The organism is Buttiauxella selenatireducens, assembly GCF_031432975.1.
Lineage (GTDB): Bacteria > Pseudomonadota > Gammaproteobacteria > Enterobacterales > Enterobacteriaceae > Buttiauxella > Buttiauxella selenatireducens.
In genome coordinates this window covers 4,712,040-4,737,646 of record NZ_CP133838.1, presented here as the reverse complement: position 1 = coordinate 4,737,646, position 25,607 = coordinate 4,712,040, and the positions used below count along the sequence as shown (strand labels likewise).

The following is a 25,607-nucleotide window of genomic DNA, read 5'->3' as shown; positions in this document are numbered from 1 at the left end:
AACAGTTATTAATAAGTTGTAAATATGGGAAAGAAAAAATCGTGCTAATTCCACTGCTGTTGCGATGTCGAGACTCTTTTTCTCTCCTCTACAGAGATTAGAGACAGGAAGACGCCGCCCAGCATCATCGCGAGCAGAGCCCATGATGTTTGTGAGAATACGCTGTCCATCAACAGACATTCGAGAAAGACCGTAATAACCGGAAAACAGATAAATACCAACGAAGTACTGAACGTCGAAATGCGCTTTTGCAGCGAGAAATAACACAAAATCCCGAACACGCCAGCCACGATACCAAGGTAAATAATCGAGGCAAACGACAGCAAAGTAATATTTTCCAGCATTGGTTTCTCCACGATTGCGCCAATCATCGTGAGGATTAATCCAGCGGCGAGGCAAGGCAGGGTGTTAAACGTGAAAAGCGATACCTGGCAACTGCGCTTCTTGCATTGAACATACATAAAAGCATGCATGAATACGGCGAGAACCACGGCTAAAGCACCTTTCCAATTGTTGCTCATGCTCACTCGTGCCTCCTCTTGCAGGATGCAAAACAGTGATAGCAATGCCAGCATGGCCCCCATGAGTTGCAACAAGCTGGTAGGGGCATTAAGCACCACAATCGAAATAAGCATTACGGCGACAGGCATCACGGCAAAGATTATCGCCGCGGTGCTGGGATCGACGTATTGCTCACCGTAGAGCACCAATGTGAAGGGCAGGCAGTAACAGAACAGGAATACGCAGAACTGGAAAATACGGTGGCCTGGTGGGAATAACAACGAAGAGCGTGTGATTCTCAATAGCCACAGCAGCAGCGGCGCTGCGCTTAAAAAGCGCAGGCCAGTGGCAAAGATAGGTGGCATGCTGACCAACGCGAACTTCATCGCAAGCCAGGTGCTACCCCATGTCAGAATAACGATGGCGAAAAGAGTGAACATTTTTGCTTTCTGCATGGGGAGCTCCAGGTTTACCTCTGTTAATGATCGATATACAGGTAGTGCATCCAGCTGGTCATACGCAGCAGGATTTTACGGATAATGGAAACGTGCTCGAAATGATCTGAATAGACGGCAACTTGTCCCATGGTACCTGCAGGTAATCTTTCAACATCTGCTACGTTGTGGAGTTCAATTTCTGCGTAGATTCCGTCGAGTTTCGGGTCAAGGCTTAATCCTTGCAGATGTCCCTGTGCCTGGTAGCTACTGTTGGCAATGGCTGGCAGGATTTGTTTCACTTTTCCTTTCACGACGCTGCCTGGCAGACCGTTGAACACAACTTCGGCTTCATCACCTGCGACTAAACGCAGCGCTGAGTTCTGACGGAAAACGGCGTAAACACTGGTTTTCTGATCCGGTACAAACACCATGACGGGACGTAACGGTATCGGACGTACAAACATGCCTGGTTTCAGGAATAGTTGTGTCGCGTAGCCATCGGTAGGGGCGCGAATAACGGTTTTCTCAAGGAAATACTCTGCTTCTTTGAGGTTGGATTTCAGTCGATACACCACGGCATTTTCGCCGTTAATCAGAGCGCTAAGTTCCGCTGCCGTTTGGTCTCTCTTCGACAGAGAAGAGCGCCATTGAGCTTGTGCCGCCAGATAAGTTTGCTGCGCACGAACCACTTCCTGGTCGGTGAACGGGCTTTTCATTTTGTCCTGGCTGCCATTGCGGTAACGGTCAGCATCTTTCATGGCTAGATCACGTTGCGCTTTAGCCTGGGCGATATCGGCATCTTCGGAAGCCAGACGCGCTTTAAGCATTTCAACATTTTGCTGCGCGCTTTCAATCTCACCTTTAATTGACTCGACTTTTGCTTGATAAGCCGTTGGGTCAATACGGAACAGGAAATCGCCTTTTTTCAGCATGGTATTGGATTTAGTGGTCACTTCTACCACCGTACCCGATACTTCAGGGATAATAGGTACCGTAACGGTAACCATCTGGGCGCGTTCAGTATAAGGATGGTTGTAATTCATTAATAAAAGCAGAGAGCCAATAAGAATAATCCCACCCAGAACAGCAGTAGGGACGCTCCATTTATTTAATGGAATTTTGAAGAATTTAAATATACCAACGCAAAGCGCGGTATATGTAAGAATAAGTAATAAATCCACAATGAATCCTGCTCAATAATTCAGTTACTGATGGTTTGCTGTGTTATTTTTTTGCTGAGCTTCCAGTTGAGCCAGACGTTCACGAAGCGCGTCCAGTTCATGGTTTTTAGTCGCAAATCCCCAGCCACGGTCTTCGCGATATAACATCGCCCAGATCCACAAAAACGGCCATAATGCATGCAATGTGAATAAACTCACCCAACCTGCGGCATGAATCGCATCCTGGTGTGGGTGGTTGCGATGTACTGCAATTTCGTAGGGGATGTCGTGAACAACAATGACACCGTAAAAGAGCGTGAGTCCCACAAATATAAGAGCGCCTAAGGCAAGATAGTCCAGAATCATAGATGGGTGCCCCCGTAAGAAAATGTTCGGAGACACTAATGAGAAGGCGTGCATGGCACCACATTTATTTTGTTTAAAAATAAACATTTAGCGATTTTTTAATTGCACAGAATCACAATAATGTGCAAGAGGAAAAGTCAGAAATTACACTTCTTTTCATCATCGACATAGTTGTAAAATTTTTATCGAATAGTGTATGTATTTTGCAAAACAGTGTTGTATCTAAGTACTAAACACCGCTAAGGTAGCGCTCCCAGCTAGATCTTTGGCGTGGTATATACTTCAAGGAACCTGCATATATAGTCAGTAATTTCAGGAAAACAAATGATTATACCTCCTCCTACACGACCAGAAGCCGCCATTCAGCGCCTGCTTTCTATCCTTGAGCCCCATGGAACGCCGATGGAGATCATTCCTCGCAAGCGTATCAACTGGGAATATAAGGATGTCCCGCAGTTCTATGTTTTCAAGAAAGGCGAGATTTCAGTACTCCGCGCAACGGACGGTTTGGTTATCGCGACGGTAGCCGGTCAAAATTTGTTTGGTATTGCAGAGAGCATCCAACCTTTGCGTAGCCATATCCTGCGTGCAGAAACCGAATGCACCATGCTTCGTCTTGATGCCAGCCTGGCGCATGAGATAATCACTCAAGAAGGGCTGTGGAAAGATGTTGCTATTATTCTCGCGTATTACACCAGCCACCTTTTCTACCGTGACTCGGTCGTGGTGCAACAACGCACCTATTCCATTATTCGTGGTCACCTTATTGAGATGAATCGTCTGCCGGAAGAATCTCGTTTAAGAACTTCAATTCTGGATTACATTCAGGAAAGAACGCACTTATCACGTAGCAGTATTTTAAATGTGATGTTCGCTTTGAAAAATGGTGGCTACATTGATATTCGACGTGGTGGCTATTTATTAGAAGTTATAAATTTGCCTGAGAAATTCTAAAGCAGGCTAATTATTGGGTCGTTATTAATTCTATTGGTGCGTTAATGCAATAATTTCATCTACTCCTTTTTCATTTAAATTTAAACAAAGTTCAAATTCCTTCTATTGGGGAATATGAATACTATTCGTCGCTAGAACATTAATACCATTGAGAAATCTCCCAGCAGCGACTTCAAGGAATATGATGAAAAAGACTCTTATTGCGTTAATCGCACTCAACGCCTTCGCAGTAACGAACGCTAATGCCGCAGCCGATACCAATACCTGGTATGGCGGTGCTAAATTAGGTTGGTCACATTATTTTGACGGCAATGGTAACAATGATTTCAATGATAATCTGAGCAACGCTACTGACTTTGATTTGAGCAGCGATAATGTCGGCGGTGGTGTATTTGGTGGTTACCAAATTCTTCCATGGTTGGCTGTTGAAGGTGGCTACGACTACCTTGGCAACATGCAAGTTGAAGGCAACAACGGTGTAGCGGGGGCTAAACTGGGCTCTCAAGGTCTGCAACTGTCAATGAAAGCCAGCTATTCATTCAATGAAAACTGGGACATCTACGGCCGTGCTGGTGCAATGGCATACCGTGCTGAAGCACAACAAGATGGCAACACCAAGTTTGAAACCGGCGTTCGCCCATTGGCGGCATTTGGTACCGAATACGAGTTTAACGACAACTGGGCTGGCCGTCTGGAATACCAGTGGGTTAGCAATGTTGGTAACTCCAACCAAATTGGTATGACTGCTGATGTTAGCACCGTGACGGCAGGCGTGGTTTACCGCTTTGGTCAAAATACTCCAGCTCCAGTTGCTGCAGCACCAGTTGTAGAAGAAGCTCCAGTTGAGCCACAGCGCTTCAACCTCAAGTCAGACGTTATGTTTGCCTTCAACTCTGCAGTGCTTTCACCAGCAGGTGAAGCTGCAGTACGTGATCTCTACAACCGCCCAGAAATTCAGGCGTCTAAAGAGAAAACCACAGTGGTTATCGGTTTCACAGACCGTCTGGGCTCCCAGAATTACAACCTGGATCTCTCTACTAAACGTGCTCAAGCCGTTGCGGATGAACTGGTTCGTTTAGGAATGCCTGCTCAACACGTCCAGGCTGAAGGCCGTGGTCCAAGCGAGCCGGTGACTGGAACAACCTGTGATGCAGTGACTGAGCGTCAAGAATTGATTAACTGCCTGGCACCTGATCGCCGCGTTGTTGTTGAAATCGCCGGTGTAGCAGCACAGCAGTAAGCATTAATATGCCATTAAAAAAATAGCAGTAACGTCCGTTTTGCCCGATGCATTTGTGCCTATCGGGCTTTTTTTTGATCTGAAAACCCTATGTAGAAAAGAGGAAACGATGAAATATTTAAAAGTGGCTTATCTGGTTGTTGCGACACTGGCCGCAGGTTCGGCGAATGCAGTTTCATTTCACGGTGAGGCGGGTTCTAAATGGACCAACGTGGGGATGAGTTTTGGTGCAAATGAACCCGGTTTTACCTTCAGTGGCAACTGGGCGCACAACGATAATGACGGTGATGTTGCGAGTCTGGGTTTAGGCTGGAATATTCCGTTGGGTTCCGTGTTGATTACCCTCGGGGGCAAAACACTTTATCTGAACCCGGATGATAACGACGAAGGTTATGCCGTTGCTGTTGGTGGCGGTGCGCAGCTTCCACTTGGTGAACATTTTACTCTGTTTGGTGATGCTTATTTTTCACCTGATTCGCTCTCAAGTGGTGTTGCACAGTACGGTGAAGCCAATGCGGGTCTTCGCTGGAATGTTAACAAAACATTCTCCGTGGATGGCGGGTACCGTTATGTTGGTATGGAAGGGAAAGATGGCCGTAGCGACAATATCTTAGCGGACGGCGCTTACGCCGGGGTTAATTTTAGCTTCTGAGAAGTTTATTTTTACACATGAATAAATTTGCCGCAGAAATTATCACGCACTACAATTATCACGTTGAGACATCAAGCCTCATTGATATCATCAATTCGAGTGATTCGATCCTTTAATATTGTTTGTGCATCTTGCAGTGCCAATACAATAATCCCGCCCGTCCGGCGGGTTTTTTTTATCAAAAAAATGAGATTTATTTTTAAATAAGAATGCATTTTGAATGCCTGGCTTATTAACTTTATGCTGCCTGTAGCTCATAGGGATGTGAGCTAAGTAAGCAACCATCAAATAAGTAAGCAGTACGAAGCCACACTATGGCAACATAGTGTGGCTTTTTACTATGCGTCGTTATTACTGATTGAAATTAAACACTTTTATAATATTTCGCAAGTCAGGGTATAAAGCAGCATCAATTCTCACGACACTTTCCAGGACAAATATATTGATTGGATGGCGTGTCATTAAAATAAAAATTAGGAATTTTCACCTTTATTTTTAATAATAATTCACTGCAAAAATACAGGCTAATAAAATCTATTCCCAATATAGGGGGCGCCAGATTACATACCTGCAATGTTTTAGTGAACGTTGTTAGCAAATAGTTAATTTATTTGTTTAAAAATAAACGACTAAGGATTTTCAATGTCATTCTTGCTGCGTTATTAATATAAGGGTGCTATTGGAATTGTTACTTATTATTTTTAAGGGTATCGAATGAAGAAAATGATTAAAATTGCCATGATGGCAACAGCTCTGACTTTTTCAGGTATGGCTTCTGCATCTACCTCAACAGAAACGCTGCCGCAAGATAGCCTGGCACAGCAATTAAATCTGACACCAGAACAAATAAAGACGGTGAAGGCACTGCGTGATGAGGCACAAAAAGAGATCAGTAAGATTAATACTGATGCTTTGGCTCAGGATGCCATTGTGAGTATGTTCAAATCTGGCGTGTGGGATGACAGTGCGGCGAAGAAACAACTTTCTGCCATTGGGGACATTCAGAGTCAGGTGCGCTACCAGCGAGCAAAATACGTGTTTAATGTCAGCCGAGTGCTCACTGCGGAACAAAAGCAGCATTTACAGCAGTTGCTGATTGAGAAACAACTTTACTGATTGGCTTTGTAGGAATTTTAAAAGGATGTCATCAGGACATCCTTTTAATTGACGTTCAGGAGTTTTTCTCGGTGAGAGGTTTTAATGCATTGCCAATCTGTACAAGACCATTTTTATTCTGATCTTTCAGATAGATATTGTTCAACTCATTAAACTCTTCAAGCCGTGTCAGCGCCTGAAACACGTTATCGATTCCATCGCGATTAGCAAGAACATCATCACTTCTCAGGCCATTCACATGTGCCGCTTTAATCTCTGACGTCAGGCTGGCAATGGCTTTCTGATTGATGTTGTGCAGGCTTTCTAATTCCACAGGGTTGCCGTTAGCGACAGTAGACGTTTTCGGGCTAGCCTGGAAGTCGAGAGTATTTAACGCTTCGACCTTATCATCTCCAGGATTAGCGCAACCAGCGAGAATAAGGGTGAATAACAGGATAGATTTCTTGAACACGGTATTTCCTTGCAGTTTGCTTACTGATTAACTCAGACGGCAACTTACCTGCACGGTTATCTTGAAACACTATTAAGTTTGTTTATTTTTAAACGATAAAATAGGCAGGCCACGGTTGCAACCTGCCATGAGAATGTTATTTCGCCAGTTTATCTTCGGTGCGTAACTCAAAATCAGACGCATCATGGCGTTCGTGTAACTGCTCAGATGGCTCCCCGAACGTGCGATTCACAATGCGCCCACGTTTCACCGCAGGACGATTTGCCACTTCATCGGCCCAACGCACGAAGTTTTTATATGAAGCTATGTCGAGGAACTCTGCCGCGTCATACAACCCACCTTTTGCCAGGCTGCCGTACCACGGCCAGATAGCGATATCGGCAATGGTATATTCCTCGCCAGCAATAAAGCGATGCGTCGCCAGTTGTCGGTCGAGCACATCGAGTTGGCGCTTGGTTTCCATTGCAAAGCGATTAATGGCGTACTCGATTTTCATGGGGGCGTAGTTGTAGAAGTGACCAAACCCGCCGCCGAGGTAAGGGGCGGAACCTTGCAGCCAGAACAGCCAGTTCAACGTTTCGGTGCGTGCCGCAAGATCCTTTGGTAAGAAATGGCCGAACTTCTCCGCCAGATACAACAGGATTGCACCGGACTCGAAGACGCGAATCGGTGGTGTGACTGAATGGTCCATCAACGCCGGAATTTTCGAATTCGGGTTCACTTCAACAAAGCCACTGGAGAACTGGTCCCCTTCGCCGATTCGAATCAGGTGAGCATCGTATTCTGCCTCGCTTACGCCTATCGCCAGCAACTCCTCAAGCAGAATGGTTACCTTCTGCCCATTCGGTGTACCAAGGGAATAGAGCTGCAACGGGTGCTTGCCGATGGGCAACGTGCGCTCATGGGTTGGGCCTGCAATCGGGCGGTTGATGTTAGCAAAGGTGCCGCCTTCGCCTTTTTTCCACGTCCAAACTTTTGGGGGCTGATAGTTATTATCTGACATGTTGTGTCGGCCTTTTAGTTGCCAGGGGAGTGACTAAAAAGTGTAACCCCTCTTTGTTTTGTTCGGTAATCGCCCGCTATTTTTTTTAACTTCTGGCGGTGTGATCTGGGGTAACAATTAATTAACTATAAGTTTGCAATATGAACCAAATGATACAACATTAACCCACTTACCCCGATCCCCTGGAGCCAACATGCAGCGTTCAATTGCAACCGTATCTCTCTCTGGCACGTTGCCAGAAAAACTGGCCGCAATCTCGGCTGCGGGTTTTGACGGTGTCGAAATCTTCGAAAATGACTTGCTCTATTACCCCGGAACACCCGCCGACGTGCGAAAAATGGCGGCTGATCTTGGGCTTTCCATCACGCTATTTCAGCCATTCCGGGATTTTGAAGGAGCATCGCGCCCGCAGTTTGCCAGCAACCTGGAACGCGCGCGGCGTAAATTTGCTCTGATGCAGGAGCTGGGGTGCAACACCATGTTGCTGTGTAGCAACGTGGCACCGGACTGCTCCGCGAATATTGATTTACAAGTGAGCGACCTTGCACATCTGGCTGAATTAGCACAACAAAATGAAATTACTGTTGGCTATGAGGCGCTGGCCTGGGGCACACATGTGAACCGTTATCGTCAGGCCTGGGAACGGGTTAAGCAAGTTAACAGCCCGGCGTTAGGGCTGGTGCTGGACAGTTTCCATGTGCTGTCTCTCGGCGACCAGTTGATTAATCTTGATGACATTCCACTGGAGAAAATCACCTTCCTGCAATTGGCCGATGCGCCACTGATGAAAATGGATGTGCTTGAGTGGAGTCGCCATTTCCGCTGCTTCCCGGGGCAAGGTGAACTACCGGTAGTTGAATTTACCCGACTGCTGACAGAGAAAGGGTATCGTGGCCCGTGGTCGCTGGAAATTTTCAACGACAATTTCCGTGCCACGCCAAACGCGCCAACCGCAAAAGATGGCTATCGTTCGCTGCTTTGGCTGGAAGAGCAGACCTGGAATAACAATCCACACATTGATGCGCCGTTGTTCCACAGTGCGCCTCAGGCCAGTTATCAGGGCATCGAATTTTTAGAGTTTGCCACGGATGCCCAGGATGCCGTCGCCCTGGGTGAAGCGCTGCAACCGCTGGGGTTTGCGCTGGCTGGGGAGCACCGTTCAAAAGATGTTTCGCTGTGGCGTAACGGTGGCGTGAATGTGATCATCAACCATCAGTCACACAGTTGGGCAGATGAGTTTCATCGCCGTCACGGTGTTTCGCTTTGCGCTATGGCGTGGCGCGTCAAGGGGGCGGCAAATGTGCTCAAGCGTGCGCAGGATTATGGCTATCCCATCTGGCATGAAGAACATGGCCCAGACGAGCGAGCGCTGGCGGCAATTTGCGCCCCAGATGGCAGCTTAATTTATCTGATTGAAGCGCCAGATATAGGCGAGAGGGATATTTATCAGACAGATTTTAAACTTTCAGATCCCGCGGCCTCGGGCGCTTTGCGCGGCATCGATCACCTGGCGTTAGGCTTGGTCGAAGGCAGTCGCGATAACTGGATTATGTTTTTCCGCGCGGTGTTTGGCTTTGAGCTGGATAACGAGTTGAGTGTGCCGGACCCGTACGGGTTGGTCAGAAGCCAGGTCATGCACAGCCCCTGTCATTCGATTCGCTTGCCATTAAATATGTCGCACAGCCTGGATACTCAAATCGCACGTTCGGTGGCGAGTTATCAGGGCACCGGGCTGCAACACGTGGCATTTTCCTGTGATGATTTACCGGCAACCGTTGAAAGTCTGCAAGCTAACGGTCTGGAATTGCTGCCGATCCCGGCGAATTATTATGGCGACTTGCTGGCGCGTTACGGGGTAAACAATTCGTTATTACAAGGTCTGGAACGTCTGGATATCCTTTATGAGCGAGATGCCCGGCAGCAGGAGTTTTTACACGTCTACACACCACCTTTCCGCCCCGATCGTTTCTTCTTTGAATTGGTCGAGCGGCGAGGCGATTATCAACAATATGGAGCAACCAACGCGGCGGTTCGTCTGGCGGCGATGCAAATGCGTTAATGCGATTTAAAACAATAAATGAACCATCAGGTTCAATTAGAACACCTGCAACCTACAGACAGAGGAATAAAAAATGGCGAGTTATGGCCAGGGCGACATTGCCGCCCCGAAAACTGGTGTAGAGAAACGCTCCCGTACCCGGCTGGTTATCCTGACCCTTCTGGCTATTGGAACCATGATTAACTACCTCGACCGAACGGTATTAGGTATCGCCGCGCCGCAGTTGAGTGCCGATCTCGGCATTGGTGCGGCAACGATGGGGATCGTGTTTTCTGCGTTTGCCTGGACTTACGCGGCTATGCAAATACCCGGTGGCATCTTCCTCGACCGCTTTGGCAACAAAATCACCTATGCACTGGCGCTGTTTTTCTGGTCGGCATTTACCTTATTCCACGGTTTAACCATGGGGCTGAAAACTCTGCTGCTATGCCGTTTAGGATTGGGGATTAGTGAGGCACCGTGCTTCCCGGTGAATAGCCGCGTGGTTGGCAAATGGTTCCCGCAACACGAACGCGCCCGTGCTACGGCGGTGTATACCGTAGGGGAATACATCGGCCTCGCGGCATTTGCGCCGTTGTTGTTCTTTATTATGGAAACCTTCGGCTGGCGGACGCTGTTTATCACCGTCGGCATTGCGGGGATCTTGTTTGTGTTGGTGTGGTGGCGTTTTTATCACGAGCCGCATGAGTCGAAAACGGCTAACCAGCTTGAGCTGGAATACATCGGCCATGACCGAAAAGAAGCAGAACCTGAGCCGAAGATGAACTTCAGTTGGGCGAACGTGGCCAAACTGGTGAAATGCCGCCAGATCCTCGGTGCGGGGATCGGCCAGTTTGCCGGGAATACCACGTTAGTCTTCTTCCTGACCTGGTTCCCAACCTATCTCGCAACCGAACGCCATATGCCCTGGCTGAAAGTGGGCTTTTTCGCCATTCTGCCGTTCCTCGCCGCCGCCGTTGGCGTGATGTTTGGTGGATGGGTGTCTGATCAAATACTGAAACGCACGGGTTCGGTGAACATCGCGCGTAAATTGCCGATTATCGCTGGCCTGTTGATGGCGAGCCTGATCATCTCGGCTAACTGGATGCCGACGGACGCGCTGGTGATTTCGGTGATGTCCGTTGCCTTCTTTGGGCAGGGAATGGTGGGGCTAGGGTGGACGCTGATTTCCGATATGGCGCCGAAGAATCTGGCGGGGCTGACCGGCGGCTTATTTAACTTCTGCTCAAACCTTGCCTCTATCATCACGCCGCTCATCATCGGTTTTATCGTCGCGGCAACGGGCAACTTCTTCTATGCGCTGGTCTACATCGGCGGAGCAGCGCTGCTGGGCGTATTGTCGTATGTCTTTATTCTTGGCGATATCAAACGTATTGAACTGGATGATTAATTAATGATGCGCAACGGCGTCGCAGAACCCGGTGACGCCGTTAAAGAGGAAGATGCAATGGAAATTAGTGGCAATACCCGGTTAATCGCTCATCTGGGCTACCCAACCACCACCTTCAAAGCGCCGATGATTTACAACCCATGGTTTGAAGAGCAAGGGATTGATATCAAAGTGGTGCCAATGGGGGTGAAAGGCGAAGATTATGCGCAGATGATTCCTTCTCTATTTCGTCTGACCAATATTGTGGGGGCGTTGGTGACCATGCCGCACAAAGTCTCGACCTGCGACTTAGTCCAAAGCCTAAGCCCTACCGCGCAAATTGCCGGCGCCTGCAATGCCATTCGTCGTGAAGCGGATGGCAGTTTGCGCGGCGATATGTTTGATGGCGACGGTTTCGTCCGTGGCGTGTTGCGCAAAGGGGTTCAGGTGAAAGGGGCGCGGGCGTTAGTGGTGGGATGCGGCGGAGTCGGTTCGGCTATTGCCGCGTCGCTGGCGGCGGCTGGTGTCGATACGCTAGCGTTATTTGATAACCGCACGGCAACCAGCGAAGAGCTGGCAAAACGCCTGCGTCGCCATTATCCGTGGCTCACCGTGCAGACCCACTTGCGCAACCCAAAGGCGTTTTCCATTGTCGTGAACGCAACGCCGCTGGGTATGAATGCTGGCGACGAACTGCCGATGGATATGAACGCGATAACGCCGGGAAGTTTTGTCGGTGAAGTGGTGATGAAAAGCGAAATCACGCCATTTTTACGCGCAGCGCTGGAAAGAGACTGCCAGATACAACCTGGAACAGATATGTTATTTGAGATGATTCCTGCATATATGGAGTTTTTTGGCCTGCCAGAAGTGACGCCAGAAGCGCTGCGTAGGGTGGCAAAAATAGATTACTAACAATGGATTAGCAGTGCAAAGCATGGGGGTGTTGTGGTGCCATTTACCCCCTCTAAGCGAAGCGCTAAAAGAGGGGGGCTTTAGCTCCAGACCTGTGGACGGCTAAAATAATCCTTGTCATTCATCGCCTAAGCATGAGTTAATACGCCCCATCGGTTTGACGTACAGACCTTTAAAGCAACTTAGTAAAGCAGTCCTTCAAGAGTCATCCCTGGATACCCTTTGTCGTGTGCTCCTCTACCGCTTCATAAAATCTGTAAAGCATACCAAATCGCCGTAAGGCACACTTATTTCAAAAGGTAATATTCATGTCTAACAAAATGACTGGTCTGGTAAAATGGTTCAACGCTGATAAAGGCTTCGGCTTCATCACTCCAGACGACGGTTCTAAAGACCTGTTCGTACACTTCTCTGCTATCCAGAACGATGGCTACAAATCTCTTGATGAAGGCCAGAAAGTTTCCTTCACCATCGAGAACGGCGCTAAAGGCCCAGCAGCTGGTAACGTAACTAGCCTGTAAGGTTAGCGTTAACTAAGCTAGAAATTTAAAAACCCGCTTCGGCGGGTTTTTTCGTTTTTGTGGTATCGATTCCGTGGAGCAGATAATTTAGTAGCAAACCCTATTTCTACCGTTTTGCTTCGCTTGATAAAGTTGCTGATCGGTCTGTTCGACCAACCCTTCCAGTGTCACACCTTCGCTCCATTGCGCAATACCCTGGCTGACCGTAAGCGCTGAAGAAATAGCCGAACCCTCATGAAGAATATGGGCATGAGCAATATTTTGTTGGATCCTGTGGCTGATTGCTTTGACCTGGGAAATATCGTTACACACCGTCATGACGACAAACTCCTCACCGCCAAAACGAAACGCACTGTCAGTCTCTTTACGCAGGGATTGCTCAATACATTGTGAGACTTTGATCAGGCATTTATCACCGGCCACATGGCCATACCTATCGTTGTACTGTTTGAAATAATCGATATCCAGGACAATCATGAACAGCTTTTTCTTATTGCCGGAAAGGGTGCTGACACACTCTTCGAAAAAACGCGCCATGCTCAGCCGGTTGAACAAGCCGGTTAAGGCATCATAGTGCGCCTGCTGCATCAACTTTTTAATCAGGATGTTCTTCTCGTATTCGCTACGTTGTACGCGCTGATACCACTCCAGCAATATGTAGCGTGCAGAATAGATAACTGACAGCATGATCAGCGAGCCGATGAATTGCATCAGGCTAAATTGCTCTTTTAATGCAGTCTCGACATACAACAAACACAGCACCAGAGGTGTGGAGAAAAGCAGCAACAATCGCCCTGAAATAAAGAAGGTAATGGTGGCAGGGAGTAACACCGACACGATCATTATCAAGGTGATGAGTGGGTTTTGATAATAAAGGGTGAAATTAATAAATAGAGCGGCCCACAACAATCCAAGAGTCAGCACCACAAAAGGAAGTACGGTGTGGTAGAAACCGTCGTTGATATTCTTCTTTATATTGAGCGTAATAATGAGATTGGTGGCGGAGAGCGCAGCGATACAACCACACAGAATTTGTAATATCTGAGGAAGTGCGTCGGCGTCGAGTCGATAAGTGCTACGCAACAATAACCAGGCGCAAAATATAATGTTCAGAGACAAAAACCACATATAGGCTTTGGTGCTGGTAATGACATTTTCGCCAGTGCTGTGATTAATATCCATTAATGCCTGCCTTTAATAAGTTTTTTTGATGATACCGCGCTTGCTTAGGCTGTGCCATCGTTGAAATCCGCACCCTCTAACCCCTTAACCTCTCCCACTTTATCTTGAATGTGCATGATGCTGGACTATGCTCAAATCAGTTCTTTGGCGGGAATGATATTTCTCGTGTGATTGAATAATAAAACAAAATTACATTTTTACTGGATGATGCATATGATTAGGGCGTTGCTTTTCCTTTTGGCATGGACACCTGTGTATACCTCCTGCGTGCTGCAAACGTCAGTACAACCCGATAAACGCTATGAATAAATTCACGTTCCTGCTCGCTGTTCTTATATCGGCAGGGCTGTGGCAGCCCGAAGAAGCCCGTGCATCTGGGTTTATTGATGATAGCGACGGCATGCTGGATATGAGCCAGTACCTGAGTGAAAACCGCTACGGCTTCTTACCGGTTCCGGTGGTGATAACCGAACCCGCAGTAGGTTACGGAGGCGGGCTATTTGGCCTGTTTTTGCATGACACTGAAGACAGTCGGAGGGCAAAAAACCGTCCCGATGGGCGACCCATTCCTCCGGCCGTTTCGGCTTTTGGTGGAGGGGCGACGCAAAATGGCACCTGGTTTGTTGGCGGTGGGCATCGTCATACCTGGAACAACGACAGCATTCGATATCTGGTCGGCCTTGGCTATGCCAATGTAAATATTGATATTTATTCGGGTGATATTGCAGGCTTTGAGAACGGAAAAGGCATTAGTACCCAAACAAAGGGGTACGGAGGTATGCAAAAATTACTGTTCCGCGTTGCAGATACTCCGTTTTTCCTTGGTGGTTCGCAATTCTATGCAAATATGAAAATCTCGGCCGATAACAAGCTTATCAACCGTACATTTCAGCGGGTGCTTGGCGAGGAAAGTTCGACCTCGGGCGTTGGGTTGCTGATGGAATATGACACGACAGATAACTTTTTCTACCCACGCAGTGGCTTGTCGGTCACTGGCGAATACCAGTTTTATTCCAACTTTCTCGGCGGCGATTATCGGTACAACATGCTGACCATTGACGGTAAATACTTCCAGCCGCTCGGAGCCGATTTCACTTTGGCGTTGGCGGGAAATTATCAGTCACTTTCGAATGCTGACAGCCATTTGCCGCCGATGGCGCGACCCTATATCTATTTGCGAGGCATCTCGCGATATCGCTATCAAGGTGATTATGTCGGTACCGTGCAAACGCAGCTTGAGTGGCAAATGACGCCGCGCTGGGTGTTGCAGGGTTTTGTGGGCGCAGGAAGCGCTGCAAATAATGTGGATGAGCTTTATCAGACGACTGAAGTAGCGTGGGGTGGGGGTTTCCGTTACCTCATCGCGCGCGAGTTTGGGTTACATACTGGTATTGATGTTGCATTTAGCGACGACGAACAAGCGGTCTATTTCAACGTGGGGGCGGGTCTGTAAAGGGAATTTACCGCGAGACTGACAAAGCAAATTATAAAGAGAACCTAATGAAATCAATATTAAAAGGTGTGCAGCAGTGTCGGGTTTACGCGCTGCCGTTGCTGTTTTTATCCGGCGGAGCATTTGGGGCATCAACGGATACGGCGAGTGAGAGCAGCACGTTTCCAATCTGGGGAGATGAAGCGCGCGCACGTGGTTATTCCATTCCACTGCCGTTTGGCGTGAATCTCAGTTATATGAACATGCGCCAGAACGTCGATGTCGAAAGTATTGCCCTGACGGGACTGAGCTTTGCTGGCCGACCGATCCCTGATGACTTGTTTAATATCGGCGTCGGCGATACCCGCGAGCGCAGTGAAACCGAAAACCTGCGCCTTGATATGTGGGTGTTTCCGTTCCTCAACTTCTACGGCATTCTCGGGCATACCAAAGGGTCTTCCGTTTCGCAAATCTCAGTGGATGCCGATCCGTCGCAATATGGTCGCTTCGATCCGAACCGGATCATTGCCCAGGCGGTGCATGCGGGCTATGAGAGTGGAGCGCTACAGGATCTCGACTTTACCCTGAAATTTGAAGGTACGACCTACGGTGCAGGGATGACGCTGGCGGGGGGCTATGAAAACTGGTTCGCGCTGCTGGATACCAACTATACGCAGACCAGTTTCGATATTCTCGACGGTAAAATTTCGGCGCTAACGGTTTCGCCGCGTGTGGGTTATCGTTTTGAGCTTCCGGGTGTTTCCGGCCCTTCACACCTGAGCCTCTGGGTGGGCACGATGTATCAGGATGTTGAACAAGAGTTTAAGGGGAATCTGTCGGATTTAGGTTTGCCTGCGGCGCTGGACAGCGTGGTGGAAAATGGGCGCTTTGACGTCAAGCAACACCTGAGCTCGCCATGGAACATGCTGGTGGGGGCGCAGTATGAAATTACGAAGAACTTCAATGTGCTGACTGAATTTGGCTTTAACGAACGCAACAGCTTCTTCATCGCGGGTGAATACAGATTCTAATGAACAAACGCGGCGCGCTATTTTGGGGTTTGCTTAGTTTCATGATGGCACCGGCGAGTACTGAAGCCATGACGCGCGAAGAGATTGACGGCTTTCTGGGAAATTTAGGCGCGGATAATCAATATGATGCCAGCAAAGGTATTAACTGGAGCGTGCTGCCAGGGCCGTTTTATACCCCTGAATTGAAACTGGGTTTGGGGACTGCCGTGGCGGGCGTTTACCGTGTTGATCCCAACGATCGTGCAACCCAAAACTCATCTATTTCCTTAACTGGATTTGTCAGCACCAGCGGTGCGCTGGGTTTGGGAATGAAAAACTACACGTTTTTCACGGGTGACGAATGGCGGCTGTTTGTTGATGGATCGCTTGCGAAAATCCCAACCGGGTTTTGGGGTATTGGTTATGACGCGGCGCAAGGCAACGAGCAGAAATATACCCAGCAATCGTTTAGTCTCCATCCGCAGATAATGCGCCAAATCGTTGATAATCTGTATGTTGGCGTGGGGTGGGATTTTTCAACCTATGACGCTGAGAACATTGACGATCCGAATCCTGACGATAATTTTTCCCGCTACGATGCAGGCGGGAGGACGCTAAGCTCCGGCGTCACCACCAGCATTAACTACGATACGCGAGACGTGATCACCCGCCCGCAACACGGCCAATTTTTTAGCGCCGAATACAGCCTTTTTGATCCTTCCATTGGCTCGGATACCCATTTTTCCGTGCTTGAGATGCAATATAATTATTACTTCCCGCTCAATGATCAGGATGTATTAGCGTTTGATCTTTGGGGACGTTTTGCGCGGGGTGATGTGCCATGGGATCGTTTATCTCAGGCGGGAGATAGCGATAGATTGCGCGGATATTATCAGGGGCGCTATCGCGATAAAGACGTGGTCAGCACTCAGATTGAATACCGTAAGAAGCTCAACTGGCGACATGGCTATGTTCTGTGGGTGGGGGCGGGCGCATTGGGCGATAGCCCGCAAAACCTTGGGGATCATCCATTGTTACCTACTTTCGGTGCGGGCTATCGCTTCGAGGTTAAACCGGACATGAACATCCGTCTTGATCTGGGATTTGGCAAAGAGAGTACCGGTTTTTACTTTCAAGTTGCGGAGGCATTTTAATGCGGGTCTGGATTGTTACTCTGCTACTGGGCGTGGCCTCTTTGAGTTATGGCGCGCAACCGCAGTCAGCCGATATTTTACCCATCGAGCAGGCGCGGCGTGTGTGGCCAGTGGCACAAGATTTGATTGCGCCTGAGTCCTTGCGCCCTTGCTGCGCATTTGGTTATGACTTGAAAGTGCGGGCCGTTGGCGTACCGATTCCGGTTTACCAGATTGGTAATATTCTGACACTCGCGACGCTCGGCCAGCATCGCTATAACGACAGTGCGCTGGGGGCGGTCAAAAATATCGTCGGTCTGAGCGAAGAGAAAAGCGGCCTGATTTATACCCATCGTGGTGGTTTTATCGACATCGCCCACGTCCGTGATACTGCCGATAATACCTTTTATCTTTTCTCGCAGATTTACTCCCGACTCGGCCAGGACTGGCGATTGTTCTATAGCGAAGAGCTGGGAGTCAGACGCATTCAACTGCATGCGTTTACACCGCCTGCTTCCATGGTTGAGCGTTACACCATTGCGGCGTGGCTTGCGGGGCATCTCGCATTTCAACTCGCGCAATGGCATGAGATTGCCCAGTGGTACGGTTTCGAGTCTGTACCGGGGTTTCCTGAGGAAATATCCGCTTTCTCACCAGAAGATCTCTATTCCAATTTATTAGGGGCAAGGCTTGCGATAAACGTGATTTTGCACGGCAATGCGGGGTCGGTTGATTCATACAATAAAGCGATGGATAAAGCGCTCCACAAGGCGTTGGTGCAACTTGGCGCGGTCAGTAAAGCTGAAACCGAAAGGCAATTCCGCGCCGTTGACGGTGACTGGTGGAACAGTAAGCGCCGGGTGCCGGATAAATTTTTGGTGCTCAATCGAAACTACGATTTGAGTGAAAACCGCTATCCGACCAAAGTGCCGTTTGAAAATACCCAGGCTTATCGTTTGGAGATGCCCGCGACGGTTGCAGGCGTTACGCTAAGCCAGCTCGGGGAGCTACAAATCCATACCGGCAGTGATATGCACAGCCTTAAAGCGCCTGAGCGTTTTTATCTGCCATCGCAGTTTTCTGAGCTGGCAGAACAGGCAAAAGCTGCCGATCAGATTCAGCTCCAGCGAATGAATAAGTAAGTGTCATAAGTACTTTGTATTGGACGAGGTTTCTGATGTCCGCTTTGATGTTGCAAATATGTTGTAGATTCTCAAAGCACTCATTTGGAAACAGAGCATGTTCACTATCAAAGTTGATGATCTTACACATCACGCGGTGCAGTCATTAGTGGCTTTTCATATTTCTGGAATGCTGGAACAGTCTCCACCAGAAAGCAGCCATGCGTTGGATGTGCAAAAGCTGCGTGACCCTGCGGTGACTTTCTGGTCGGCGTGGGAAGGGGAGCTGTTAGCCGGAATTGGGGCTCTAAAAATGCTGGATGAACGACATGGCGAGCTGAAATCCATGCGCACAGCCACGGCATTTTTACGCCGTGGCGTCGCTAACCAGTTTTTAGTTCACATCCTGCACGTTGCCCGCGAGCGTGGTTTACAGCGCCTGAGCTTAGAAACGGGGACACAACCGGGATTTGCAGCCTGCCATCAACTTTATCTCAAGCATGGTTTTGTCGATTGCGAACCGTTCGCTGATTATCAATTCGACCCGAACAGCCGTTTTATGACGCGAGTATTGTAGTGAACATTTACCGCTCTCAGAGGATGTGCTGAGTTTCTCCATCCTCTGCAATCCGTCCATCGGCAAGCCGGATAGTGCGGGCGAAGTGCTGTTTTACAAACGTATAATCATGGCTGATAGTCAGAATGGTCGTACCTTGAGCGCGGCAGCACGTGAGCCACTTGTTAAAAATCCCCAACCAGTGGCTATCAAAATCGCGGCTGGGTTCATCTAATAGCAGTAACGGTGGTGCAACGACGGCGAGGCTTGCGACGGCGATCATGCGGCGTTGACCGGCATGCAAGTCCAGAGGATGAGCATCTGCAACGTCTGTTAATTCACACAGTGCGAGGGTGTGCGCAATTTTATCGTCCAGTGCCTCGCCTTTAATCCCCTGATGGCGTAAACCAAACGCGATCTCATCCCATACCCGATTGTGGAATATTTGCCGCTCCGCTTCCTGAAATAACACCCCCAGTAATGGCGCCCGCTGTGCGGCTTTCAGGCTTGCGATGTTTTTCCCCTGTAAACTGACTTGCCCGCTGTTCGGTTTTAATAATCCGGCCATTAAACGCAACAGTGTGGATTTCCCTGCACCGTTATCGCCAATCAACGCCACCCATTCACCAGTGTTAACCGTCAGGTTCACCCCTTTAATTGTGGGCTGAGCCGCCGAAGGCCACTGAAATTCCAGCGATTCAATGTTTAGCATAACGTCCCCTCAGTCAGCATCCAGGTTTGTCGGCACTCGACAGCAACGTGTGCCAGTGAACGCTCAAAAAGTATGATGATGCACTGCTGCTGGTGGGCGTAGTCTGTCAGCCGTTGCAATAATTCCGCGGTCGCTTGCGGCGTCAGGCGGCTAAAGGCTTCATCAAGGATTAATAACTTCGGGCGCATCGCTAATGCACAGGCCATCACGACACGCTGCGCTTCACCGCCAGAAAGGGTGGCTGGATGGCGTAAACGTAACGCATGACAATCGGTAAACGTCAGCGCTTCGTCGATGCGTTCCATAATCTCGGCTTCACTGAGACACAGATTTTCTGGCCCGAAGGCAACCTCTTCTTCGACGCTAAAGGTGCATCCTGACAGGTGTAGTTGTGGCGCTTGCTGGATCAATTGCACTTGCTGCGCCATTTCCACCAGCGGCAGCGAGCCTAATACCGTATCCAGTACTCGTCCTTCGCCTACTAACGTTCCCGGTAAGAAGTCAGGAAAACAGCCTGCCAGAAGCTGCGCAAGCGTCGTTTTTCCGCTGCCATTGCCTCCGCTAATGCCGTAGAGCCCCGGCGTGGAGCAGTGCAAATTGATATTTTGCAGCCGCCAGCCTCGGCTACCTTGCGGGGTAAAACTCAGCGCATTCAGTGCCACAGCCATAGCCAGACTCCGGTTTCCAGTATCATCACCAACAACAGAACGTAGCGAACACCACGCTGAAAAGTGCTATCAGGTGGAGCCCAAAGCGTGGTGCGCCTAGGGTGCAGGCGGAATGCACGCATATCCAGTGCGGAACTGCGGGCCGTTAAATCATTCAGCGCACTGTGGGTCAGTGGCATCACGAGCGCCGGGATGTAGCGCAGGCGTTGATACCAGCGACCATCAAGGGGGACACCGCGTGCAAGCTGTGCCTCATAGATGGCTGCCAGTTGTGCGCGTAATTGCTCGACAATCAGCAGAGGGCCGGCAAGTAAATAGGAAAGCCAGAGTGGTAATCGGCTGGCAAACAGCGCGCGGATAAAGCGTTGTGTCGGCATAAATTGCAGCAGGATTTGCCCGCTGCTGAGCAAGGCTAATAACCGCAACCATAAAGCGGCGGCTCTCAGCAACTGGCTGTTATCTCGCACCTCGCCGTGTAACCACCACGCCAGCCAACCACTGTGTACTAGCCATAAACCGCCCGCCATCGGTAGCATAATCCACACCACATAACGCCAGCGGTGGCGGGTGCTTTTCATCAGGATGAGCGCGAGGAATATGGCAAGACTGTAGACCAGAAGTGGATAACCAAGCGGCATCAGTAAACTACTGATGCCGAGCACCACCCAGATTGTCAGGGAGGTAAAAGGGTGCATTAACGAACGGCTGCCATGGCTGGGAAGCTACGTAACGTGCGTTGCGGCATGTTACGCACCAGCAGCCAGACAATGATTGCGGTCAGTATTTTATCCACCAGGTTCGCGCCCAGCACCGTCATGGCGACGGATTCAATCAGGTCGTTGCCCATTGAATGCACGTACGCAACCAGGAAATCAGCACCGCTGCCCGTCACGCCACCAAACAGATAAGTACGAATCGGCACGGCAATGACGGTAACCGCCAGAGTGATCACCACGCCGCTGGCGATAACTTTTGGCAGCGAACGGAACCAGCCAATACGCGCCAGTAAACCTGCGACCAGGCCGATGACCATTGCTACCGGGGCAAAAGCTGCCGCCATAGGATCGGTTAATAATCCCCAAATAATATTCGTCAGTAAGCCTGTCAGCATGCCGATAATTGGCCCCGCCAGTACGGCGCTGAGCAATGTCCCGATAGAGTCGAGGAAAATAGGCAATTTCAACATCGACACTAACTGACCCGCAATCATGTTGATCGCGATAGAAATGACAATCAAAACCAGTGTCTGACTCGACAACCCTTTACGTGCCATAAATACCTCAAAGATAAAAAGAACCAAGTAATGTTTAGCGTGTTTTTAGCGAGGAGTGACGATCAGTTCGTCATACCCCGAATGCGTACAAGGTTGTCGGCTAAATGAAATCTCGCTCAATTCCCCAATCACCAGCTCAAGTGTTGTGCGCACCAGGCAACCATCCATCACATGGCCGCCAGTCATCTGCCCATTTTCATCGGCTATCGACAAATGAAGATGTTCGCCACCTTTTTCCAGCGTGCCAATCAGCGACACCACTTCAAACTTCCCGCTCAATAAGGTGGTTTCTTCACGCCCGGCAAAGCGAAAAGCGACGTCGCTCAGACTACCGACGCAACCGCTTATCCACGCGGCACGAAGCCCGTTTAAACGGATAAAATCGCGTAACGCACTGAGCACTTCTTGTTGTGGCAGCAGACGTAGAGCATAGAAACGTGCCGTTGATGGCATAGATGTCACCACGATGAGATCCTCTTGAGAGACAAAAATTAAAGCTCAGAGCAAAGCATAGAGTTAAGTGGCGTCGAGAGGGCAGGGTGCAGCATTTGGGAGGGTAATTATTTCCAGATAACTCCGAACCTCGGACGTTGGGGCACATCATAAGGACGGATTTTAGTGATGTATATGACGTACATCAGTTAAAGCGGGTGTAGTTTTTAAGGGGAGAGGCTACTGACAGGCGAGTTAAAAGAACCCAGAAAGCAAAAAACCCGCCATAGGCGGGTTCTTCTAAATAGTGGTGCCCGGACTCGGAATCGAACCAAGGACACGGGGATTTTCAATCCCCTGCTCTACCGACTGAGCTATCCGGGCAACGGGGCGCATTAAACCGTAAAGGCCGTTTGCCGTCAACGGCTTTGTCATAAAAAAGGTGTTAAATGCGTTTAACTGCCTGCTTTTCATGCAGAGTGGCGAGAAAATCACTCATCACGTTAAAGCGCCACCCTGTCGGCACTGCGCAAACCGTAGAATGTCTTCGGCCAGTCGGCGAGCGGTTTCGATATCTGCCTGGCTGCGCTTCACCAGTAAGCGGCTCAGACAACCTTCCAGCACCAGTTCCATTTGGTGAGCCACCATCGCTGGGTCATCCACTTCCAGTTGCGTCAGCAACTCGTGGGTGAATTCCCATGCGGCTTTTTTCTGTTGATCGGCCAGTTGATGAATGGGATGTGCCGCATCTGGATAAAACGTGCAAGCGGCGATAAACAGGCAGCCCGGATAGCGCTGGTTGTTAACGCATTCGGTCAACGCCTGGTAGCGCTTCAGTAGTTTTTGTTCCAGCGATAGCTCATCGTCGAGTATTAACTGACGACGCCATACATCAATTTGCTGGCTCAAATAGCGCAGGGCATCGTAGAGCACTGCTTCAGTATCGGGCCAGAATTGACGAATTTCTTTTACCGGATAGTCAGCTTCATTCGCGACCATCTCCAGAGTGGTGCTTGCAATCCCCACACGTTCTAGGACGTGTAGGGCGTGCTCAAGTACGTCTTCGCGTTGCACGGTATTCTCCTCCCTTGTACCCGTCATACTTCAAGCTGCTTCTGCGTTCTCTTGCCGCTGCGATGCAACTTGAACTATTTAGTGTACGTCCCATAGTAGTGTTGTTTACGGTGCTTGATTGCGCAAATGCGCATCAAACGTGCTCGCATCCATAAAGCCTGTCACGCGTGCTTCCGGCTGCTCGCGCCCTTGATCATCAAAGAACAATATAGTGGGTAGCCCTAAAACCTGTAGATGCTTTAACAGCGCGACATCTTGCGCGTTATTGGCTGTAACGTCCGCTTGCAGTAAAACAGTATTTGCCAACCGTTGCTGCACTTTAGGATCGCTAAAGGTGTATTTTTCAAACTCTTTGCAGGCCACGCACCAGTCGGCGTACAAATCGAGCATAACAGGCTGACCTTTTGCATTAGCGAGCGCGGCGTCTAACTGCTCTACGTTGGCAATCTTCGTGAAATTGAGTTGTGCCTGGTTTGCCGTGACGGTGCTGCCAAATGCCCAATCTTGCACAGGGCGAGCACAAACCAGCGCCGCACCAAGCAAAATGATCTGCACGATGCGCATCCATGATTTTTTGGCGTGCAGGCTCGTGATAAACGCCCAGCTAAAGAACGCCACGCCGAGCAATCCCCACAAACGAATCCCCCATGTTTCTCCCAGTATGCGTTCCAGCAAAAATACTGGTAGTGCGAGGATCACAAAACCAAACGCGATTTTGACAGTTTCCATCCACGGGCCGCTTTTTGGCAACAGGCGGTTGCCGAAAACAGTGATCAACATCAGCGGCAGACCCATACCTAACGCATAAAGGTACAACGTGCCGCCGCCTAGCCACATGTTCCCGCTTTGGGCGATGTACAGAAGGATGGCGCTCAATGGTGCGGTGGTACAAGGCGAGCAAATTAATCCGGCCAGGGCTCCCATCGCAAAGACGCCACCTGCTGACCCACCTTGCTGGCGATTACTCATCAGCGTCAGACGCGTTTGCAGTGATGATGGCAGTTGCAGCGTAAACAACCCAAACATCGAGGCGGCAAGTAGCACAAAGAGGGCTGACAGCCCGATGAGCACGTAAGGGTGTTGCAGCGCGGCCTGGAATTGAAGGCCAGCAGCGGCGACGACCAGGCCCAGAGCGGTATAGGTCAGCGCCATTCCTTGCACGTAAACAAAGGTCAGAAGCAGGGCTCGAGCGGTGGATAAGCGCTGTTTTCCGCCCAACACGATGCCTGAAATCAGTGGGTACATCGGCAGCACGCAAGGCGTGAAGGCGATGCCGATACCGATCAGGAATGCCCAGAGTGCGGAGAACGGGAGCTGGGTGGTGGTTGAATTGTCTGAGCCCCTCACCCCGGCCCTCTCCCCAAGGGAGAGGGAGGAAGAAGCTCCAGTGCTTAATTCCTTCTCTCCAGGGGAGAGGGAGGAAGAAGCTGTTGTGGCAATAGAGGAAGAGGTTTGTTCCCTCTCCTGGGGGAGAGGGTTAGGGTGAGGGCGATTTTCATCACCTGCAACCACAGCACTCAGCGGCACGACGCGCGTTTCAGGCGGATAACAGAACCCTGCTTCGGCACAACCCTGGTAAGTCACGCTGACGGTCGCGCCTTTGGCTGCCGTTTGAAGCGTGACGGGCAGATTGAGCTGCTGGGTATAAATCTCGGTCTTGCCGTAGAACTCGTCTTCATGCCAGGTGCCTTTCGGCAATTCCAGCGGTGCGAGCTCAGCTTGCGTCGGGGTCAGCTTGATTTGCTGACGATAAAGGTAGTAGCCAGGTTTTATCTGCCAGTTCAGGTTGAGCTGGTTTCCTGATTGCTGAAAATCGAAAGCAAAAGCCTGGTCGACAGGAACAAATTGAGATTTGCTCTGGTTATCGAACAGGCCTGCAAAAGCGTGGGTGCTGAAAAGCGCAAAGATTAGCGCAAAGATGCGTAGAGCCATGAGAGGTAATCACTATCTCCGTGGGTAACTGGCAGAACCAGTAATTCAGGGGTTTGGTATGGGTGATGCGATTTGAGACACGCTATCAAGGCTTCTTGATGGTCGATATCGCTTTTTAGCAACATCTGCACCTCATACTCCTGTTCCATTTTCCCTTCCCAGTAATACAACGAAGTGGCACCAGGTAATAAGGTGACGCAGGCGGCCAGTTTTTCAGACAGCACAAGGGTGGCAAGGTCTTGGGCGGTGGCTTCGTCAGGGGCAGTACAAAGGATGACAACAGCCTGGGTTGTTGGCATAGCAAACCTCGTATCTGGGGAAACAGCGGTTGACTATAG

General features: G+C 49.6%; 27 protein-coding genes and 1 tRNA gene. 13 read left to right on the top strand and 15 right to left on the bottom strand.

The annotated features are described in order from the left end of the window. Nucleotides 1-44 precede the first annotated feature (44 nt). From RHD99_RS21750 to RHD99_RS21740, 3 genes are read right to left on the bottom strand one after another with little or no spacing between them, the layout of a single operon-like run. Complete coding sequence (locus RHD99_RS21750; protein WP_309876550.1) at nucleotides 45-956, bottom strand: DMT family transporter; 912 nt, start codon at nucleotides 954-956, stop codon at nucleotides 45-47. Nucleotides 957-979: 23 nt separating this feature from the next. Beyond that, nucleotides 980-2,119 (bottom strand): HlyD family secretion protein, encoded by a 1,140-nt coding sequence (locus RHD99_RS21745; RefSeq protein WP_309876548.1) that lies wholly within the window; start codon nucleotides 2,117-2,119, stop codon nucleotides 980-982. Nucleotides 2,120-2,143: 24 nt separating this feature from the next. Further along, nucleotides 2,144-2,464, bottom strand: a complete 321-nt coding sequence (locus tag RHD99_RS21740) for a DUF3302 domain-containing protein (RefSeq protein WP_183272492.1) — start codon at nucleotides 2,462-2,464, stop codon at nucleotides 2,144-2,146. A 324-nt stretch (nucleotides 2,465-2,788) separates the two neighbouring features. Between RHD99_RS21740 and RHD99_RS21735 the strand changes: the two genes are divergently transcribed. The 4 genes from RHD99_RS21735 (at nucleotide 2,789) to RHD99_RS21720 (ending at nucleotide 6,426) form a co-directional block, all read left to right on the top strand. After that, complete coding sequence (locus RHD99_RS21735; RefSeq protein WP_183272493.1) at nucleotides 2,789-3,418, top strand: helix-turn-helix domain-containing protein; 630 nt, start codon at nucleotides 2,789-2,791, stop codon at nucleotides 3,416-3,418. A gap of 184 nt (nucleotides 3,419-3,602) precedes the next feature. Beyond that, nucleotides 3,603-4,658, top strand: a complete 1,056-nt coding sequence (gene ompA / locus RHD99_RS21730) for a porin OmpA (protein ID WP_183272494.1) — start codon at nucleotides 3,603-3,605, stop codon at nucleotides 4,656-4,658. Between the two features lie 109 nt (nucleotides 4,659-4,767). Continuing rightward, nucleotides 4,768-5,310, top strand: coding sequence for a YfaZ family outer membrane protein (locus RHD99_RS21725; RefSeq protein WP_309876544.1), 543 nt, complete (start codon nucleotides 4,768-4,770; stop codon nucleotides 5,308-5,310). A gap of 714 nt (nucleotides 5,311-6,024) precedes the next feature. Next, nucleotides 6,025-6,426 (top strand): Spy/CpxP family protein refolding chaperone, encoded by a 402-nt coding sequence (locus RHD99_RS21720; RefSeq protein WP_309876542.1) that lies wholly within the window; start codon nucleotides 6,025-6,027, stop codon nucleotides 6,424-6,426. Nucleotides 6,427-6,481: 55 nt separating this feature from the next. Here the strand turns inward: RHD99_RS21720 and RHD99_RS21715 are convergent, their stop codons facing one another. Next, a complete protein-coding gene (locus tag RHD99_RS21715) occupies nucleotides 6,482-6,877 on the bottom strand; it encodes a KPN_03583 family lipoprotein (protein ID WP_309876541.1) in 396 nt (131 codons plus the stop codon). A gap of 136 nt (nucleotides 6,878-7,013) precedes the next feature. After that, nucleotides 7,014-7,880, bottom strand: a complete 867-nt coding sequence (yghU, locus tag RHD99_RS21710; RefSeq protein WP_309876539.1) for a glutathione-dependent disulfide-bond oxidoreductase — start codon at nucleotides 7,878-7,880, stop codon at nucleotides 7,014-7,016. 193 nt (nucleotides 7,881-8,073) lie between these two features. Here yghU and RHD99_RS21705 point away from each other — a divergent pair, with 193 nt between their 5' ends. The 4 genes from RHD99_RS21705 (at nucleotide 8,074) to cspE (ending at nucleotide 12,744) form a co-directional block, all read left to right on the top strand. Further along, on the top strand, nucleotides 8,074-9,939 hold the full coding sequence (locus tag RHD99_RS21705; protein ID WP_309876536.1) for a bifunctional sugar phosphate isomerase/epimerase/4-hydroxyphenylpyruvate dioxygenase family protein: 1,866 nt from the start codon (nucleotides 8,074-8,076) through the stop codon (nucleotides 9,937-9,939). Nucleotides 9,940-10,012: 73 nt separating this feature from the next. After that, nucleotides 10,013-11,329, top strand: coding sequence for an MFS transporter (locus RHD99_RS21700; RefSeq protein ID WP_309876535.1), 1,317 nt, complete (start codon nucleotides 10,013-10,015; stop codon nucleotides 11,327-11,329). A 57-nt stretch (nucleotides 11,330-11,386) separates the two neighbouring features. Next, the gene (locus RHD99_RS21695) at nucleotides 11,387-12,223 is read left to right on the top strand and encodes a shikimate dehydrogenase family protein (protein ID WP_309879232.1); all 837 of its coding nucleotides are present in this window, start codon (nucleotides 11,387-11,389) and stop codon (nucleotides 12,221-12,223) included. Between the two features lie 308 nt (nucleotides 12,224-12,531). After that, a complete protein-coding gene (gene cspE / locus RHD99_RS21690; RefSeq protein ID WP_034461105.1) occupies nucleotides 12,532-12,744 on the top strand; it encodes a transcription antiterminator/RNA stability regulator CspE in 213 nt (70 codons plus the stop codon). Nucleotides 12,745-12,831: 87 nt separating this feature from the next. Here cspE and RHD99_RS21685 read toward each other — a convergent pair whose 3' ends face one another. Then, nucleotides 12,832-13,926 (bottom strand): GGDEF domain-containing protein, encoded by a 1,095-nt coding sequence (locus RHD99_RS21685; protein ID WP_309876534.1) that lies wholly within the window; start codon nucleotides 13,924-13,926, stop codon nucleotides 12,832-12,834. A gap of 301 nt (nucleotides 13,927-14,227) precedes the next feature. Here RHD99_RS21685 and RHD99_RS21680 point away from each other — a divergent pair, with 301 nt between their 5' ends. From RHD99_RS21680 to RHD99_RS21660, 5 genes are all read left to right on the top strand, one after another. After that, a complete protein-coding gene (locus tag RHD99_RS21680; RefSeq protein WP_309876532.1) occupies nucleotides 14,228-15,379 on the top strand; it encodes a BamA/TamA family outer membrane protein in 1,152 nt (383 codons plus the stop codon). A 47-nt stretch (nucleotides 15,380-15,426) separates the two neighbouring features. Next, nucleotides 15,427-16,389: a hypothetical protein gene (locus RHD99_RS21675; RefSeq protein ID WP_309876530.1), complete on the top strand. Its 963-nt coding sequence runs from the start codon at nucleotides 15,427-15,429 to the stop codon at nucleotides 16,387-16,389. Then, the gene (locus RHD99_RS21670; RefSeq protein WP_309876529.1) at nucleotides 16,389-17,522 is read left to right on the top strand and encodes a BamA/TamA family outer membrane protein; all 1,134 of its coding nucleotides are present in this window, start codon (nucleotides 16,389-16,391) and stop codon (nucleotides 17,520-17,522) included. Before RHD99_RS21675 ends, RHD99_RS21670 begins: the two co-directional genes overlap by 1 nt. Beyond that, nucleotides 17,522-18,643, top strand: a complete 1,122-nt coding sequence (locus tag RHD99_RS21665) for a DUF4056 domain-containing protein (protein WP_309876527.1) — start codon at nucleotides 17,522-17,524, stop codon at nucleotides 18,641-18,643. Before RHD99_RS21670 ends, RHD99_RS21665 begins: the two co-directional genes overlap by 1 nt. A 97-nt stretch (nucleotides 18,644-18,740) precedes the next feature. Beyond that, the gene (locus RHD99_RS21660; protein WP_309876526.1) at nucleotides 18,741-19,199 is read left to right on the top strand and encodes a GNAT family N-acetyltransferase; all 459 of its coding nucleotides are present in this window, start codon (nucleotides 18,741-18,743) and stop codon (nucleotides 19,197-19,199) included. A gap of 16 nt (nucleotides 19,200-19,215) precedes the next feature. Here RHD99_RS21660 and RHD99_RS21655 read toward each other — a convergent pair whose 3' ends face one another. The 9 genes from RHD99_RS21655 to cutA form a co-directional block, all read right to left on the bottom strand. Continuing rightward, entirely contained in the window at nucleotides 19,216-19,890 is a 675-nt protein-coding gene (locus RHD99_RS21655; RefSeq protein WP_309876524.1) for an ABC transporter ATP-binding protein, read from the bottom strand. Further along, nucleotides 19,884-20,558: an ABC transporter ATP-binding protein gene (locus RHD99_RS21650; RefSeq protein ID WP_309876522.1), complete on the bottom strand. Its 675-nt coding sequence runs from the start codon at nucleotides 20,556-20,558 to the stop codon at nucleotides 19,884-19,886. Before RHD99_RS21650 ends, RHD99_RS21655 begins: the two co-directional genes overlap by 7 nt. Further along, entirely contained in the window at nucleotides 20,543-21,253 is a 711-nt protein-coding gene (locus tag RHD99_RS21645) for an energy-coupling factor transporter transmembrane component T (protein WP_183272509.1), read from the bottom strand. Before RHD99_RS21645 ends, RHD99_RS21650 begins: the two co-directional genes overlap by 16 nt. Next, a complete protein-coding gene (locus RHD99_RS21640) occupies nucleotides 21,253-21,831 on the bottom strand; it encodes an ECF transporter S component (RefSeq protein WP_183272510.1) in 579 nt (192 codons plus the stop codon). The genes RHD99_RS21645 and RHD99_RS21640 overlap by 1 nt, the downstream gene beginning before the upstream one ends. Before the next feature lie 45 nt (nucleotides 21,832-21,876). Continuing rightward, nucleotides 21,877-22,284, bottom strand: a complete 408-nt coding sequence (locus tag RHD99_RS21635) for a PPC domain-containing DNA-binding protein (protein ID WP_183272700.1) — start codon at nucleotides 22,282-22,284, stop codon at nucleotides 21,877-21,879. A gap of 287 nt (nucleotides 22,285-22,571) precedes the next feature. Next, nucleotides 22,572-22,647, bottom strand: a tRNA-Phe gene (locus RHD99_RS21630). A gap of 114 nt (nucleotides 22,648-22,761) precedes the next feature. Beyond that, nucleotides 22,762-23,337 (bottom strand): transcriptional regulator, encoded by a 576-nt coding sequence (locus RHD99_RS21625; protein ID WP_183272511.1) that lies wholly within the window; start codon nucleotides 23,335-23,337, stop codon nucleotides 22,762-22,764. 105 nt (nucleotides 23,338-23,442) lie between these two features. Further along, nucleotides 23,443-25,269 (bottom strand): protein-disulfide reductase DsbD, encoded by a 1,827-nt coding sequence (locus RHD99_RS21620; RefSeq protein WP_309876520.1) that lies wholly within the window; start codon nucleotides 25,267-25,269, stop codon nucleotides 23,443-23,445. Then, nucleotides 25,245-25,568 carry a divalent cation tolerance protein CutA gene (gene cutA / locus RHD99_RS21615; protein ID WP_183272513.1) on the bottom strand — a complete coding sequence of 108 codons (324 nt, stop codon included), beginning with the start codon at nucleotides 25,566-25,568 and terminating at the stop codon, nucleotides 25,245-25,247. The genes RHD99_RS21620 and cutA overlap by 25 nt, the downstream gene beginning before the upstream one ends. Between the last annotated feature and the right edge of the window lie 39 nt (nucleotides 25,569-25,607).

Bases quoted from the DNA above. Each gene is read 5' to 3' on its own strand.
- RHD99_RS21650 (WP_309876522.1), bottom strand. From the start codon at position 20,558: ATGGCTGTGGCACTGAATGCGCTGAGTTTTACCCCGCAAGGTAGCCGA.
- cspE (WP_034461105.1), top strand. From the start codon at position 12,532: ATGTCTAACAAAATGACTGGTCTGGTAAAATGGTTCAACGCTGATAAA.
- RHD99_RS21695 (WP_309879232.1), top strand. From the start codon at position 11,387: ATGGAAATTAGTGGCAATACCCGGTTAATCGCTCATCTGGGCTACCCA.
- RHD99_RS21660 (WP_309876526.1), top strand. From the start codon at position 18,741: ATGTTCACTATCAAAGTTGATGATCTTACACATCACGCGGTGCAGTCA.
- cutA (WP_183272513.1), bottom strand. From the start codon at position 25,568: ATGCCAACAACCCAGGCTGTTGTCATCCTTTGTACTGCCCCTGACGAA.
- RHD99_RS21645 (WP_183272509.1), bottom strand. From the start codon at position 21,253: ATGCACCCTTTTACCTCCCTGACAATCTGGGTGGTGCTCGGCATCAGT.
- RHD99_RS21685 (WP_309876534.1), bottom strand. From the start codon at position 13,926: ATGGATATTAATCACAGCACTGGCGAAAATGTCATTACCAGCACCAAA.
- RHD99_RS21680 (WP_309876532.1), top strand. From the start codon at position 14,228: ATGAATAAATTCACGTTCCTGCTCGCTGTTCTTATATCGGCAGGGCTG.
- RHD99_RS21720 (WP_309876542.1), top strand. From the start codon at position 6,025: ATGAAGAAAATGATTAAAATTGCCATGATGGCAACAGCTCTGACTTTT.
- RHD99_RS21740 (WP_183272492.1), bottom strand. From the start codon at position 2,464: ATGATTCTGGACTATCTTGCCTTAGGCGCTCTTATATTTGTGGGACTC.
- RHD99_RS21620 (WP_309876520.1), bottom strand. From the start codon at position 25,269: ATGGCTCTACGCATCTTTGCGCTAATCTTTGCGCTTTTCAGCACCCAC.
- RHD99_RS21750 (WP_309876550.1), bottom strand. From the start codon at position 956: ATGCAGAAAGCAAAAATGTTCACTCTTTTCGCCATCGTTATTCTGACA.
- RHD99_RS21665 (WP_309876527.1), top strand. From the start codon at position 17,522: ATGCGGGTCTGGATTGTTACTCTGCTACTGGGCGTGGCCTCTTTGAGT.
- RHD99_RS21735 (WP_183272493.1), top strand. From the start codon at position 2,789: ATGATTATACCTCCTCCTACACGACCAGAAGCCGCCATTCAGCGCCTG.
- RHD99_RS21700 (WP_309876535.1), top strand. From the start codon at position 10,013: ATGGCGAGTTATGGCCAGGGCGACATTGCCGCCCCGAAAACTGGTGTA.
- ompA (WP_183272494.1), top strand. From the start codon at position 3,603: ATGAAAAAGACTCTTATTGCGTTAATCGCACTCAACGCCTTCGCAGTA.
- RHD99_RS21640 (WP_183272510.1), bottom strand. From the start codon at position 21,831: ATGGCACGTAAAGGGTTGTCGAGTCAGACACTGGTTTTGATTGTCATT.
- RHD99_RS21670 (WP_309876529.1), top strand. From the start codon at position 16,389: ATGAACAAACGCGGCGCGCTATTTTGGGGTTTGCTTAGTTTCATGATG.
- RHD99_RS21635 (WP_183272700.1), bottom strand. From the start codon at position 22,284: ATGCCATCAACGGCACGTTTCTATGCTCTACGTCTGCTGCCACAACAA.
- RHD99_RS21675 (WP_309876530.1), top strand. From the start codon at position 15,427: ATGAAATCAATATTAAAAGGTGTGCAGCAGTGTCGGGTTTACGCGCTG.
- RHD99_RS21705 (WP_309876536.1), top strand. From the start codon at position 8,074: ATGCAGCGTTCAATTGCAACCGTATCTCTCTCTGGCACGTTGCCAGAA.
- yghU (WP_309876539.1), bottom strand. From the start codon at position 7,880: ATGTCAGATAATAACTATCAGCCCCCAAAAGTTTGGACGTGGAAAAAA.
- RHD99_RS21725 (WP_309876544.1), top strand. From the start codon at position 4,768: ATGAAATATTTAAAAGTGGCTTATCTGGTTGTTGCGACACTGGCCGCA.
- RHD99_RS21655 (WP_309876524.1), bottom strand. From the start codon at position 19,890: ATGCTAAACATTGAATCGCTGGAATTTCAGTGGCCTTCGGCGGCTCAG.